Below are 14,101 nucleotides of genomic sequence, written 5' to 3' on the forward strand. Positions count from 1 at the left end.
ATTTATTATGAATCATTACGAAACTGTTTTCATCTTAAATCCCGTTTTATCTGAAGTTCAGGTAAAGGAAACAGTAAGCAAATTTGAAGATTTTCTTACGTCAAGAGGAGCCAAGATGGTATCAAAAGAGGATTGGGGCTTAAAAAAATTAGCCTACGAAATCCAAAACAAGAAAAGTGGTTTTTACCATTTGTTTGAATTCCAAGTAGCTCCGGAAGTCTTAATTGCTTTCGAAACTGAATTCAGACGCGACGAGCGAGTAATGCGTTTCTTAACGGTAAGTTTGGACAAACACGCAGTAGCTTGGGCTGAAAGAAGAAGAGAAAAATTAAAAATTAAAGCGTAAGTAGTATGTCAACAATCGAGCAATCTGCCAAAGGAAAAAAAGACGGAGATATCAGATATTTAACGCCTTTAAACATTGAAACCAACAAAACTAAAAAGTATTGTCGTTTCAAAAAATCAGGAATCAAATACGTAGACTATAAAGATCCTGACTTCTTATTGAAATTCGTTAACGAACAAGGTAAAATTTTACCACGTCGTTTAACCGGAACTTCATTAAAATACCAAAGAAAAGTGTCGGTAGCAGTTAAAAGAGCACGTCACTTAGCTTTAATGCCATACGTGGCCGACTTATTAAAATAATATAAACAATAGTTGTTGCCTCGCCACGGCGGGCTAACTTCTTTAATAAAGGACAACAACATGGAATTGATCTTAAAACAAGACGTTCAAAATTTAGGATTTAAAGACGATGTCGTAACGGTAAAACCGGGTTACGGTCGTAATTATTTAATCCCGCAAGGTTTTGCTACTTTAGCAACACCATCTGCCAAAAAAGTATTAGCGGAAAACTTAAAACAAAGAGCTTTCAAAGAAGCTAAATTAGTTGACGATGCTAAAAAACAAGCAGAAGCGTTAAAAGCATTAGAAATTAAAATCACGGCTAAAGCCGGTGGTGAAAAATTATTCGGTTCGATTACCAACATCGACTTAGCAGAAGCTTTAGAAGCTGCCGGTCAACCCATCGACAGAAAATTCATTACCAGCGGTGTGGTAAAACGTACCGGAAAATATTTCGCTACCGTTAGATTGCACAGAGAAGTGGTAATCGAATTGCCATACGAAATCGTAGCCGAGAAATAATATTTCAAGATACACCCAAAAAGTCCCGATTCGTCGGGATTTTTTTTTGGAAGCCCTGTCCCGCTGTTCGCTGTATCTTTTGACTTGTTTGTCAACAAGTTAAAAGGATGCCGCTGCCATCGGGGCTGGAACAATTGCTGTTCAATAGCGGTCATCCGGTAGCTCAGCACCTTAAAACCTCAGAACCTTAGCACTTTAAAATGAAGTACAAACGACTCACCAAAGAACAATTCGAAGCCTTACACCAAGAATTCAGCAACTTCCTGGCGACACAATCTATTGATAAAACCGAATGGGATTCGATTAAAACCCATAAGCCCGAAGTAGCCGAACAGGAATTAGACGTATTCTCCGATTTAATTTGGGAAGGCGTGCTCACCAATGCGCATTATTTAGAACATTTTTCTAAAAACCACATCTTTCTTTTTCATTGTCAGGAAAAGTTAATCCAATCGATAGTACTTAAATCGTTGGTATCGGAAATCGACTTCATGCAAAAAGAAGGATTGCAATGGTTAAGCGACAATATGTTTACCGATAATGTCGAAATTCACTTGGGCAAAAAAGAATACGAACAAGAACGCAACTCGGCTATTTTTGATTTAATCACACAAGGCGCTATTTTAAGTGACGGCCAATTGTACCTGCAAATCAACGGGATAATTCAGGCGTAAAGTTTATTCCTTTTTCCAAAAATATTGGCTATTTTAGTGCGCATTATTTGTAACTAGTTTAGCCAATTTTTTATGGATGTTCAGAAGATAATTCAGGATTTACGCGATGAACTCAACCAACACAACTACAACTATTATGTGTTGGATAAACCGGTCATTTCCGACTTTGAATTCGACCAAAAGCTCAAACAGCTTCAAGAATTAGAAAGCCGGCATCCCGAATTCTTTGATGATAATTCTCCGACGCAACGGGTAGGCGGTGCCATTACCAAACATTTTAAAACGGTTGCGCACGATTATCGTATGTATTCCCTGGATAATTCGTATTCCAAAGAAGACCTGATCGATTGGGAAACGCGAATCCAAAAAGTATTGGGCAATGTACCGTTGCAATATACCTGCGAGTTAAAATACGACGGCGCTTCGATTTCCATTACCTATGAAAAAGGAAAACTGTTAAAAGCTGTTACCCGCGGTGACGGTTTTCAAGGCGATGACGTTACCACCAATATCAAAACCATTAAATCGGTACCGTTACAACTCAAAGGCAACTATCCGGAACGCTTTGATATTCGCGGTGAAATTATTTTGCCTTTCGAAGGCTTCGAAAAAATGAACCAGGAACTCATCGAGATTGGCGAAACACCGTATTCCAATCCGAGAAATACCGCTTCGGGTAGTTTGAAATTGCAAGACAGCAGCGAGGTGGCCAAGCGTCCGTTAGAATGTTTACTCTACTTTATTGTGGGCCACAATCTCAACATCAAAACCCAATTTGAAGGCTTGGAAGCCGCCCGTAGCTGGGGTTTTAAAGTGCCCAAAGAAGCAAAATTGGCCAACTCATTACAAGACGTTTTCGAATACATCAGTTATTGGGATACGCATCGTCATCAATTGCCTTATGAAACGGATGGTGTTGTAATTAAAGTCAATAGTTTCCATCAGCAAGACGAATTAGGCTATACCGCCAAATCACCGCGTTGGGCAATCGCTTATAAATTCAAGGCCGAGCAGGTTTCTACCAAATTGAATTCGATTTCGTACCAAGTCGGGCGAACCGGTTCCATTACACCGGTAGCCAATTTAGAGCCCGTGCAGTTGGCCGGAACTATTGTAAAACGCGCTTCGCTGCACAATGCCGATCAAATTGAAAAGCTCGATATCAGAATCGGCGATACAGTCTTTGTGGAAAAAGGTGGTGAAATCATTCCGAAGATTATTGGCGTGGATTTTTCTAAAAGAAGTGCTGAAGCGATTCCGACACAATACATTTCCCATTGTCCCGAATGTCATTCGGAATTGATCAGAACCGAAGGCGAGGCCAATCATTACTGTCCCAACTATTACGGTTGTCCGCCGCAAATTATCGGTAGAATCCAACATTACATCACCCGAAAAGCCATGGATATAGAAGGCTTGGGCGGCGAAACGGTGGCATTGCTATACAGCAACGGTTTGGTTAAAGATTATTCCGACTTATACGAATTGACCATCGACCAAGTCATTCCTTTGGAACGCATGGCGCAAAAGTCGGCCGAAAATCTCATTAACGGCATTGCAAAATCCAAAGAAGTGCCTTTTGATCGCGTGCTATATGCCTTAGGCATTCGCTATGTCGGGGAAACGGTAGCCAAGAAATTAGCCAAACACTATAAAACCATCGATGCCTTACAAGAGGCTTCGTTAATGGACTTAATCTTGGTGGATGAAATAGGAGAGAAGATAGCGCAGAGCGTTATTGACTTTTTTGACAATCCGGAAAATGTAAGAATAGTAAACCGACTCAAAAATGTTGGCGTTCAAATGGAATTGGTGGAAGTATTCAATCCTGATGCCACCGACAAACTCATCGGTAAAACCTTTGTAGTTTCCGGTGTCTTTTCAAAATTTTCCCGTGACGAACTCAAAAAAGCCATTGAAGACAACGGCGGTAAGGTGGGAAGTTCTATTTCGGCTAAAACCGACTTTGTCGTGGCCGGAGAAAATATGGGCCCGGCCAAATTGGAAAAAGCCAATCAATTAAAAATTCCGATTATTTCAGAAGATGACTTTTTAGCCATGCTACAATAGGAAGGAATTAATTTTAAACCAATAGTCTTTGGTATTATTTTTTGTGTTAATTTTAATTCGTTAAAGTATAGGTTATGGTTAAAAAGGCTAACATATTACAGTCGTTGACCGTTTTGTTTTTTGTTATTGCTTTTTTTGAAATTGTTTCAGAATACTTAGCCAATACTCTCTTTATATGTACTTTAAAACCGCTGATTCCGCTTGTATTAGTAGTATTGTATTGGATAAGTTCTGAAAGAAAAAGTACGTTGGTGACCGCTATTTTTTTGTTGTCCATGATTACCAATATGCTTTTCATTCCCAACACAACCGAATGTTTGTATTATGCGCTGATTATATTTACGGTGCATCGTATTTTGGTTATTTATCTCATTTTTATATTGCAGAAAATAAAAGACATTGTGCCGGTTACCATTGCCACCATTCCTTTTCTGTTGATTTTCTTTTATATGTTTATGGAAACCAATGAAATACCCGAAAACAGTTTTTATCTTTTGATACTGCAAAACATATTGATTTCACTTTTTGCCGGTGTAGCGTTGGCCGGCTATGTGATGAATGATAACAAACAGAACTCGGTGCTTTTGATATCGGTATTGTTGTTTGTAATGCTGCAGTTCACCGTTTTTATTGAAAAGTATTTTTTGGTCAACGAATTGCAGCAGTTCTTCAGACCGTTGGCCATGACTTTCAACGTGTTGGCGTTTTTTACGTTTTATAAGTATGTACTCATCGCCGAAAAATCAAATCACAATTGAGGTACCTTGACTGCTTTTAGCATCATCGTCAAAGTAAAAATCAATTCGGCCTAAATTCAAACCATAACAACCTACTTGGTTTACTAAAACATCTTTACCTTCAATGTTCTTTAACAAAGTAGGTTTATCCAAAAAGGTATGTGTATGCCCGCCGATAATCAAATCAATATCTTTGGTTAAAGCAGCCAGTTTGGTATCGCAAATTTTTTCAGGGTCGTCTTTGTATTTATAACCCAAGTGTGAGAGACAAATAACCAAATCACATTTTTTGTCGTGTTTTAACACGCGAGCCATGTCTTGTGATACCGAAACCGGATCGTTGTACACCGTTTCTTTGGAATTCTTTTTATCAACCAATCCGTCAAGTCCGACGCCTAAGCCAAAAACCCCAACTTTAATCCCGTCTTTATTGAAAATTTTAAACGGTTTCACATGGCCGTTCATGATGGTATTGGTAAAATCATAATTGGCCGACACCAATTCAAAACCGGCGTTAGGTAACTGGGCATACAAACCGTCAATCCCGTTATCAAAATCGTGGTTACCGATGGTGGCCAAATCATAGCGCATCATCGTCATTAATTTAAATTCCAGTTCACCGCCATAATAATTAAAATAAGGCGTTCCCTGAAAAATATCACCGGCATCCAATAACAACACATTCGGGTTTTCCTGACGTATGCTTTCAATCAAGGCTGCACGTCGAGCCACGCCGCCCATATTAGGGTTTTTAGGATGATTGGCCGGAAACGGGTCAATATAACTATGTACATCGTTGGTGTGTAGTATGGTTAAATGTTTGGTATTTATCGTTTTAAAACTGCTTAGCGATAAACTGCCCAGACCTAAAAATGCCGTTCCTGCCGCTGTTTTTTGTATAAAATCTCTTCTCTTCATAATTTTATTCTTTTCGGATACGAGTATCGTTGCCGGCGGTTATCGTTTTGTTTTCTTTGAAGTAGTCAATGATGATGTTTCTGAGTTTATAATCTAAATCATATTTTTCCACGCCTTTTTTAAAAAACAGCATATTGTCGCCGCCGCCTACCAGATAGTCAGAAGTCACTACGTAATATACTTTCTCCATATCAAGCGGATTTCCTTGTATTTGAATCTCTTTAGGCTGATTGTCTTTTGTGATGGTAAAGGTTAGTCCGTGCAACGGATGCGGTTTCTTTTCTGCAATCAAATACACAATCATTTCTATAACTTGCTCTCCTTTTAAGCCTACTACTACAGCACTGTTTTCAAATGGCATGATTTCGTATGCATTTCGGGCGGTTACATTGCCTTTTGGGATAATAGTGCGGATACCGCCATGATTCAGCAAACAAATATCGAGCTTCTTTTGGGTACGGAGCTCAAAGATTTTGGCCGATTTTTCAAAAGTGATGTCGGATAGAAAATTTCCCATCGGGGTTTGCCATTCGCCCGATTTATCGATAGTCTCCGGCGCATTAGCTAAAACCATACTCAAATCTTTATCGATATTTTCACGGTACGGCTTGATAAAATTTTCAATATCAGCGCTTTCTGCATTTTTATCGGTTATCGGAATTTCTTTGCCTTCAATTTTGGTAACAGCAAACTTTTTCTCGGCACAGGATGCCAAAGCCGCAAATGTTAAGAATAAAACAAAATGTTTTAAAAAAAGGCTATTGTTTTTTAGTTTTACCATCGCTTTTGGTACTAATTTTAATAAATTTGTAATTCAAGTAAAAGTAGCATGTTTTTAAATTACCTAAAGGATTTTTCGACAAAAAAAATTGTTAAAAGCAGTTTGTCCAATGTAAAACATTCGCCATCTGATACTAAGATTACAACAGTCGGGATTATCTTTGATGAAAGTTATTTTTATGAGAGAGAAGCCTTAGTACAAGAATTGATTCAGAATGGCATCGACGAAGCACAAATTAAAATCCTTGTTTTCAAAGACAAGATTAAAAAAAACGAGGTTTTTGACTATCCGGTATTCAGTCATAAAGATTTAAGTTGGCGTGCTACCGTAGATAAAGCTGAAGTGAAGACTTTTGTAAACCAACCTTTTGATTTGCTGATTAATTATTACGATACCGAGAAAACAGCGTTACTGTTGGTTTCTCATCTGTCAAAAGCCACGTTCAAAGTTGGCTTTGCCACCATCGACAAGCGGCTCAATCATTTTATGATTAACACCAATGCGGAAAATTATAAAGTCTTTATGGACGAACTGTTCAAATATTTAAAAATTCTAAACAAAATATAAAATGCAATCATTATTCGGTACCGGAGTTGCGCTAGTTACACCATTCAAAAAAGATTTTTCAGTTGATGTGGAAGCGCTTAAAGCTATAGTGAACTTTCAAATTGATAACGGTATTGATTACCTAGTTGTTTTAGGTACTACTGCCGAAACGGCTACATTAACCAAGGAAGAAAAGGAATTGGTGATTAAAACGGTGGTCGAAACCAACCAAGGAAGGTTGCCTTTGGTTTTGGGTGTTGGCAGTAACAATACGCAGGAAGTGGTAGCGGAATTAAAAGCGAGAGATTTTTCAGATTTTACAGCCATACTGTCGGTATCGCCCTATTACAACAAACCAACGCAAGAAGGCATTTACCAACATTTCAAAGCCGTAGCGGAAGCTTCTCCGATTCCGGTTATTTTGTACAATGTGCCCGGAAGAACCGCCAGTAATGTATTGCCTTCCACTATCATCCGATTGGCCAATGATTTCAAAAACATTGTAGCGGTAAAAGAAGCCGCAGGCGATATCGTACAAGCGATGAAGTTAATTCAGCATGCGCCAAAAGACTTTTTAGTGATTTCGGGCGATGACATGATTACTTTGCCGATGGTCTTGGCCGGTGGCGCAGGAGTGATATCGGTGATTGCCGAAGGTTTTCCGAAACAATTCTCTGAGATGGTTCATTTGGGATTGAATAAAAAAGCAGATGAGGCGTATAAAATTCATTACTTATTAGCCGAGGCCATCGATATGATTTTTGAACAAGGAAACCCGGCGGGAATCAAAGAAGTGTTCAAAGCATTAGGATTGTCAGAAAATACCGTTCGATTGCCATTGGTAAACGTAGATGAAAACTTAGCCAAACGTTTGCATGATTTCACAAATAAAATAGCAATTATGTAGTTTTTTTTCATCCGAAAAAAATATTTTGAAGTAAACAATTAATAATTAACTTTGTCCCCTATTTTTGGGACTGAATTTTAACCGCGTAAGCGCCCAAAATTGGTACTATACAACAACAAAATGAAGAAATTTTTAGCCCTGCTTATTGTCATTATCACGTTTTCATCTTGCAGCGATTACCAAAAAGCATTGAAATCGGAAGATATAGCGGTAAAATTTGCGATGGCAACAAAAATGTACGAGGCCAAAAAGTACAACAAAGCGATTCGTCTTTTTGAGCAAATTGCCCCGGCCTACAAAGGGAAACCACAGGCAGAGCGTTTGTTTTATATGTATGCTCAATCGCTCTACAAAACGGAGCAATATTATTTAGCGGGATATCAATTTGAAAGTTTTGCATCAGGATACCCAAAGAGTGAGAAAATGGAAGAGGCCTCTTTTTTGGGTGCCAAATGTTTTACGCACTTATCGCCGGTGTACAGTTTAGATCAAACGGATACCTACAAAGCGATTGATAAGTTGCAATCTTTTATTGATATGTATCCCAATTCGGCAAGTTTACCCGAAGCGAATGTTTTGGTGAAAGGCTTAAGAGAAAAATTAGAGAAAAAGGCATTTGAGAATGCCAAAATTTACAATAACATTTCAGATTACAAGGCGGCCATGGTGGCTTTTGATAATTTTTTAGTTAATTATCCGGGTACACCTTATAAAGAAAAAGCTTTATTTTATAAATTTGATTCTGCTTATCAATTGGCCATCAATAGTGTGCCGGCAAAAATGGAAGAACGACTCAACAATGCCAAGTCGGCTTACAATAGCTTAATAAAGTTTAAAGCAGATACCGAATTTAAGGCAAAGGCCGATGAGATGTTGGCGCGTATCGAGAACGATTTAAAACAATTTACTAAATAAAAGAAGATGGACTTAAAAAAGACGAATGCACCGGTAAATACCGTTACTTACAACAAAACGCAAATTGAAGAGCGTACCGGTAATGTTTATGAAGCTATCACCATTATGGCTAAAAGAGCCAACCAAATCAATTCTGAAATCAAAAAAGAATTGACTGAGAAGTTAGAAGAATTTGCTACGTATAACGATAGTTTGGAAGAAATCTTTGAAAACAAAGAGCAAATCGAAGTTTCCAAATACTACGAAAAATTACCAAAACCACATGCATTGGCCGTTCAAGAATGGTTGGATGACAAAATTTACTACAGAGATACTACTAAAGACTAATTCTCATGTCTGTTTTAAGCGGTAAAAAAATTCTACTTGGCGTTTCCGGAGGAATTGCCGCTTACAAAACAGCATCATTAGTCAGATTGTTTATAAAAGCCGGTGCCGAGGTCCAAGTGATCATGACACCGGCTTCTAAGGATTTTGTAACGCCTTTAACATTATCCACACTTTCCAAAAATCCGGTTTATTCCACATTTTACAATGAAGAAGACCAAGATGCCGAATGGAATAATCATGTCGAATTAGGACTCTGGGCCGACTTCATGCTCATTGCACCGGCAACCGCCAATACCTTATCAAAAATGGTGAACGGCAATTGTGACAATCTTTTAATTGCAGCTTATTTATCCGCCAAATGTCCGGTGTATTTTGCTCCGGCGATGGATTTGGATATGTATAAACATCCGTCCACGATTTCAAGTTTTGCCACATTAAAAAAGTTTGGCAATATTATGATTCCGGCTGAAACCGGGGAATTAGCCAGCGGATTATCAGGTGAAGGCCGAATGGCAGAACCTGAAAACATTGTGGCTTTTATCGAAAATGATTTAGAAAGTCGCTTGCCGTTACGAGGCAAGAAAATATTGATTACTGCCGGACCTACTTACGAAGCCATTGATCCGGTACGATTCATAGGCAATCATTCTTCAGGAAAAATGGGCTTTGATATTGCGCAATGTGCAGCCAATCAAGGTGCTTCAGTAACCTTGATTTCAGGGCCGACCCATCTCAATACCTCGCATACAAATATTCATTTGATTCGAGTGACCTCGGCTGCCGAAATGTATGAGGCATGTCATGAGTATTATACAGATACCGATGTTGCCATTTGTGCTGCTGCTGTAGCCGATTACAAACCGAGACAAGTGGCCACACAAAAGATAAAAAAATCAGAACCGAATTTTTTAATTGAGTTGGAAAAGACCCAGGATATCTTAGCATCACTCGGGCAGTTGAAGCAAAACCAGTTTCTGATAGGTTTTGCTCTGGAGACTGAAAACGAAATTGAAAATGCAAAGTTGAAAATTCAGAAAAAAAACTTAGATTTGATAGTTCTTAATTCACTTCAGGATGAAGGCGCCGGTTTTGCTAAATCAACCAATAAAGTTACTTTTATTGATAACCATTTTACCATTGAACCTATGCCGCTCAAAACCAAAGAAGAAGTGGCTTTTGACATTATCAATAAAGTAATTAAACACTATGAAAAAAATAATTAGTTTTCTCTTTTTGCTTTGTATCGGATGGACTCAAGCGCAGCAACTGAATTGTACGGTTCAGGTCAATTCCGACAAGATTGCCAGTACCAACAATCAGATTTTTAAAAATTTGGAAAAATCCATCAGTGAGTTTGTCAACAAAACCGATTGGACCGGTGAAGAGTTCAAGCAAAATGAAAAAATCAACTGTTCGATGGTGATTATTCTCAACAGTTACGATTCCAATCAGTTTTCGGCTACCTTACAAGTAGAATCATCGCGACCCATTTTTGATTCGTCCTATTCATCGCCGGTTTTTAACTATAACGACAAGGATTTCAGTTTCCGATATGTAGAATTTGAAAATTTGATTTTCAATCCGGCTACTTTCGATTCTAATTTGGTTTCAGTCTTGGCGTTTTACAGCTACATGATTTTAGGCTTTGATGCCGATACGTATTCGCTTAACGGTGGCAAACAATGGTTTGATACCGCCCAACAAATTATGACGGTTGCCCAACAAGGCGGTTACAAAGGATGGAGTCAGGCCGATGGTAATCAAAACCGCTATTTCTTGATTAGCGATTTACTTTCGGGAACATTTGATGCCTACCGTGAAGCCATGTATCAATACCACAGAGAAGGATTAGACACCATGACTAAAGATGTAAAAACCGCTAAGGAGACCATTATGGCATCCATCGGAACACTGAGTGCTATTTACAAAGTACGCCCAAATGCGTTCTTGACTCGCGTATTTTTTGATGCTAAAGCCGATGAAATTGTTTCCATACTTTCCGGTGGTCCTAAAGTAACCATCGCACCTACCATTGAAACGCTGAACAGAATTTCTCCGCTCAATTCGAGCAAATGGGGTAGTATCAGATTATAATACGGCTGTATTTTAGATTTAATTCACTTTATTTTCGGGCATGATTACTTCGCTTTCCATTGAGAATTTTGCGTTAATTGAAAAATTAGAGATTAATTTTTCCAACGGATTTTCAATTATAACCGGTGAAACCGGAGCCGGAAAGTCTATTCTCCTAGGTGCGTTGGGTTTGGTGTTGGGTAAGAGAGCCGATTTGTCTTCTCTTAAAAATAAAGATGAAAAATGTATCGTTGAAGCCAATTTTGCCATAGCAAAGTATCAGTTACAGTCATTTTTTGAGGAGAATGATTTAGATTACGAGGAGGAAACCATCATTAGAAGAGAAATTCTGCCTTCGGGCAAATCAAGGGCTTTTGTCAATGATAGTCCGGTTACTTTGCAACAATTGCAAGATTTAAGCCTGTATCTGATCGATATTCATTCGCAACATCAAACCTTAGAATTGTCCGAAGAAAACTTTCAATTCACGATTATCGATGCCATTGCCAACAATGGTAAAATACTTCAGGAATACCAACAATTACTCAAACAATATCGCATTGCTAAAGCATCATTAGAAGTCCAAAAAAACAACTTGTCAACGGTCTTAAAAGAGAAAGACTACAATGAGTTTTTGTTCAACGAATTGGAATTGGCACAATTAAAAGAAGGCGAGCAGGAAGAATTGGAGCAAAGTTTCGAGGCGCTGAATAATGTAGAATTAATCAAAGAGAATTTAGACAAACTACTGGTACTGGCGCAAGAAGAATCGTTTGGATTGCTGAAAAATTTAAAAGAGTTTAAGTCCGTACTTCAAAAAAACACCCCTTTTTCGCCATCCTATGAAGCGCTTTTAGAGCGAACCAACTCGGTTTTAATTGAATTTGACGACATCGTCAAAGAATTAACCCGTGAATCGGACATGGTTTTTAATGATCCTGAAAAACTAACACGTGTTGATCAGAAACTGCAATTGATTTATTCCTTGCAAAAAAAGCATCAAGTGATAACGGTTGGAGAATTGATACGCATTAAAAACGAGTTAGAGTCCAAAGTGGTTTCCGTCTCTGCTTTAGAGGAAGACATTACTGCTATTGAAAATCAAATAGCAGCATTAGAGTCACAGCTGGATAGTTTAGCGGCTCACATTAACGCAGGAAGACAAAAAGCAATTCCAGAACTGACTTCGCAATTGATTACTGTTTTAGAGCAATTAGGAATGCCGAATGTGCGTTTCAAAATTGATCTTACCGTTGAAGAAGTATATTTCAATAATGGTAAAGACCGCTTACAGTTTTTATTTTCGGCTAATAAAGGAACCGATTTTGGAATCCTAAAGAAAGTGGCTTCGGGCGGAGAAATGTCTAGAATTATGTTGGCCGTAAAATCGGTTTTAGCGCAATATTCCAAACTTCCTACTATTATTTTTGATGAAATTGATACCGGTGTTTCGGGTGAAATTGCCAATAAAATGGGTGAAATTATGCGAGAGATGAGTAAAACCATGCAAGTATTTGCCATTACCCATTTGCCGCAAATTGCAGCCAAAGGAGCCGTACACTACAAAGTATTTAAAACCGTTACCGGCGACACTACAGTTTCGGAATTAAAATTGCTGACTAATGAGGAACGAATACAGGAAATTGCGGAGATGCTTTCGGGTAAAGAGATTTCCGATTCTGCGTTGAATCATGCCAAAGCATTACTAAACTAACCGTTTTAATTTACTATTTTTGTTCCGTTTTTAATCCAAAATATACATCACTAAATAACAAGCATATGATTATTGAACCAAGAATGCGAGGGTTTATTTGTTTGACAGCACATCCGGATGGTTGTGCTCAAAACGTGAAAAATCAAATTAATTATGTAAAATCTAAAGGAGCTATCCATGGTCCGAAAAAAGTTTTAGTTATTGGAGCTTCCACCGGTTTTGGTTTGGCCTCGAGAATTACGGCTGCTTTTGGTTCAAATGCGGCTACCCTTGGGGTTTTCTTTGAAAAAGAACCGGCTCCGGGTAAAACAGCCACACCGGGTTGGTATAATTCAGCGGCTTTTGAGCAAGAAGCCCACAAAGCGGGCTTGTATGCTAAAAGCATTAATGGAGATGCCTTTTCTAATGAAATAAAGCAACAAACCATTGATCTTATTAAAGCCGATTTGGGTCAGGTTGATTTAGTCATTTACAGCTTAGCTTCTCCGGTTCGTATGCATCCGGTAACCGGTGTTCTGCATCGTTCTGTGTTAAAACCTATCGGCAATACGTTTACCAACAAAACCGTTGATTTTCACACCGGCAATGTCACTCAAGTTTCTATAGAACCCGCCAATCAAGAAGATATCGACAACACTGTTGTAGTTATGGGCGGTGAAGATTGGGCGATGTGGACGGACGCCTTGAAATCAGCCGGCGTTTTAGCTGAAGGTGTAACCACGATTGCGTATTCCTATATTGGACCTGAAGTTACAGAAGCGGTGTATCGAAAAGGCACTATCGGAAGAGCAAAAGATCATTTGGAAGCGACTGCCTTTGAAATCACTGACAGTTTACAATCGATTAACGGAAAGGCATTTGTTTCGGTTAACAAAGCTTTGGTCACTCAAGCTAGTTCGGCTATTCCCGTTATTCCGCTTTACATATCTTTATTGTACAAAATTATGAAAGCTGAAGGAGTACATGAAGGCTGTATTGAGCAGATGCAACGTTTATTTGCTGAACGATTGTACATGAATGCTCCGATACCTACCGATGACAAAGGCAGAATCAGAATTGACGATTGGGAAATGCGTGATGATATTCAGGACAGAGTAAAAGCATTGTGGGCAACGGCAACGACGGAGAACTTATCTGAAATTGGAGATTTAGCAGGATACAAACAAGATTTCTTAAACCTTTTCGGTTTTGGTTTTGATGGTGTGGATTATAATGGAGAAGCTAATGAGATGCTCCAAATCCCTAGTATTTCAGAATAAAGTATTGTTAAATATTTCATTTTACGTCATA

At 38.6% G+C, this 14,101-nt stretch carries 16 protein-coding genes; 14 read left to right on the top strand and 2 right to left on the bottom strand.

What is annotated here, in order from left to right:
• Nucleotides 1-7: 7 nt before the first annotated feature.
• From rpsF to QHT84_RS06165, 6 genes are all read left to right on the top strand, one after another.
• Nucleotides 8-346: a 30S ribosomal protein S6 gene (gene rpsF / locus QHT84_RS06140; RefSeq protein ID WP_283238673.1), complete on the top strand. Its 339-nt coding sequence runs from the start codon at nucleotides 8-10 to the stop codon at nucleotides 344-346.
• A gap of 5 nt (nucleotides 347-351) precedes the next feature.
• Nucleotides 352-648: a 30S ribosomal protein S18 gene (gene rpsR / locus QHT84_RS06145; protein WP_020211613.1), complete on the top strand. Its 297-nt coding sequence runs from the start codon at nucleotides 352-354 to the stop codon at nucleotides 646-648.
• 60 nt (nucleotides 649-708) lie between these two features.
• Nucleotides 709-1,149: a 50S ribosomal protein L9 gene (gene rplI, locus QHT84_RS06150; protein ID WP_283238674.1), complete on the top strand. Its 441-nt coding sequence runs from the start codon at nucleotides 709-711 to the stop codon at nucleotides 1,147-1,149.
• A 200-nt stretch (nucleotides 1,150-1,349) separates the two neighbouring features.
• Complete coding sequence (locus QHT84_RS06155; RefSeq protein ID WP_283238675.1) at nucleotides 1,350-1,823, top strand: DUF6495 family protein; 474 nt, start codon at nucleotides 1,350-1,352, stop codon at nucleotides 1,821-1,823.
• 72 nt (nucleotides 1,824-1,895) lie between these two features.
• On the top strand, nucleotides 1,896-3,893 hold the full coding sequence (gene ligA, locus QHT84_RS06160) for an NAD-dependent DNA ligase LigA (RefSeq protein WP_283238676.1): 1,998 nt from the start codon (nucleotides 1,896-1,898) through the stop codon (nucleotides 3,891-3,893).
• Nucleotides 3,894-3,967: 74 nt separating this feature from the next.
• Nucleotides 3,968-4,651: a hypothetical protein gene (locus QHT84_RS06165; protein ID WP_283238677.1), complete on the top strand. Its 684-nt coding sequence runs from the start codon at nucleotides 3,968-3,970 to the stop codon at nucleotides 4,649-4,651.
• Here QHT84_RS06165 and QHT84_RS06170 read toward each other — a convergent pair.
• Nucleotides 4,637-5,548, bottom strand: a complete 912-nt coding sequence (locus QHT84_RS06170) for a bifunctional metallophosphatase/5'-nucleotidase (RefSeq protein ID WP_283238678.1) — start codon at nucleotides 5,546-5,548, stop codon at nucleotides 4,637-4,639. The genes QHT84_RS06165 and QHT84_RS06170 overlap by 15 nt on opposite strands.
• A gap of 4 nt (nucleotides 5,549-5,552) precedes the next feature.
• Nucleotides 5,553-6,329 (bottom strand): 5'-nucleotidase, encoded by a 777-nt coding sequence (locus QHT84_RS06175; protein WP_283238679.1) that lies wholly within the window; start codon nucleotides 6,327-6,329, stop codon nucleotides 5,553-5,555.
• A 48-nt stretch (nucleotides 6,330-6,377) separates the two neighbouring features.
• On the opposite strand from QHT84_RS06175, the gene QHT84_RS06180 reads away from it, so the two are divergent.
• From QHT84_RS06180 to fabV, 8 genes are all read left to right on the top strand, one after another.
• Complete coding sequence (locus QHT84_RS06180; protein ID WP_407649234.1) at nucleotides 6,378-6,896, top strand: DUF6913 domain-containing protein; 519 nt, start codon at nucleotides 6,378-6,380, stop codon at nucleotides 6,894-6,896.
• Between the two features lies 1 nt (nucleotide 6,897).
• Nucleotides 6,898-7,782 (top strand): 4-hydroxy-tetrahydrodipicolinate synthase, encoded by an 885-nt coding sequence (gene dapA / locus QHT84_RS06185; protein WP_283238681.1) that lies wholly within the window; start codon nucleotides 6,898-6,900, stop codon nucleotides 7,780-7,782.
• 120 nt (nucleotides 7,783-7,902) lie between these two features.
• The gene (locus QHT84_RS06190; protein ID WP_283238682.1) at nucleotides 7,903-8,697 is read left to right on the top strand and encodes an outer membrane protein assembly factor BamD; all 795 of its coding nucleotides are present in this window, start codon (nucleotides 7,903-7,905) and stop codon (nucleotides 8,695-8,697) included.
• Between the two features lie 6 nt (nucleotides 8,698-8,703).
• Nucleotides 8,704-9,024: a DNA-directed RNA polymerase subunit omega gene (locus tag QHT84_RS06195; protein WP_283238683.1), complete on the top strand. Its 321-nt coding sequence runs from the start codon at nucleotides 8,704-8,706 to the stop codon at nucleotides 9,022-9,024.
• Between the two features lie 5 nt (nucleotides 9,025-9,029).
• On the top strand, nucleotides 9,030-10,247 hold the full coding sequence (gene coaBC / locus QHT84_RS06200; protein ID WP_283238684.1) for a bifunctional phosphopantothenoylcysteine decarboxylase/phosphopantothenate--cysteine ligase CoaBC: 1,218 nt from the start codon (nucleotides 9,030-9,032) through the stop codon (nucleotides 10,245-10,247).
• Entirely contained in the window at nucleotides 10,231-11,118 is an 888-nt protein-coding gene (porD, locus tag QHT84_RS06205; protein ID WP_283238685.1) for a type IX secretion system protein PorD, read from the top strand. Before coaBC ends, porD begins: the two co-directional genes overlap by 17 nt.
• A gap of 40 nt (nucleotides 11,119-11,158) precedes the next feature.
• Nucleotides 11,159-12,811 carry a DNA repair protein RecN gene (gene recN, locus QHT84_RS06210; RefSeq protein ID WP_283238686.1) on the top strand — a complete coding sequence of 551 codons (1,653 nt, stop codon included), beginning with the start codon at nucleotides 11,159-11,161 and terminating at the stop codon, nucleotides 12,809-12,811.
• A gap of 65 nt (nucleotides 12,812-12,876) precedes the next feature.
• Nucleotides 12,877-14,070 (top strand): enoyl-ACP reductase FabV, encoded by a 1,194-nt coding sequence (fabV, locus tag QHT84_RS06215; RefSeq protein WP_283238687.1) that lies wholly within the window; start codon nucleotides 12,877-12,879, stop codon nucleotides 14,068-14,070.
• Nucleotides 14,071-14,101: the final 31 nt, after the last annotated feature.

It is taken from the genome of Flavobacterium sedimenticola, assembly GCF_030053345.1.
Classification (GTDB): domain Bacteria; phylum Bacteroidota; class Bacteroidia; order Flavobacteriales; family Flavobacteriaceae; genus Flavobacterium; species Flavobacterium sedimenticola.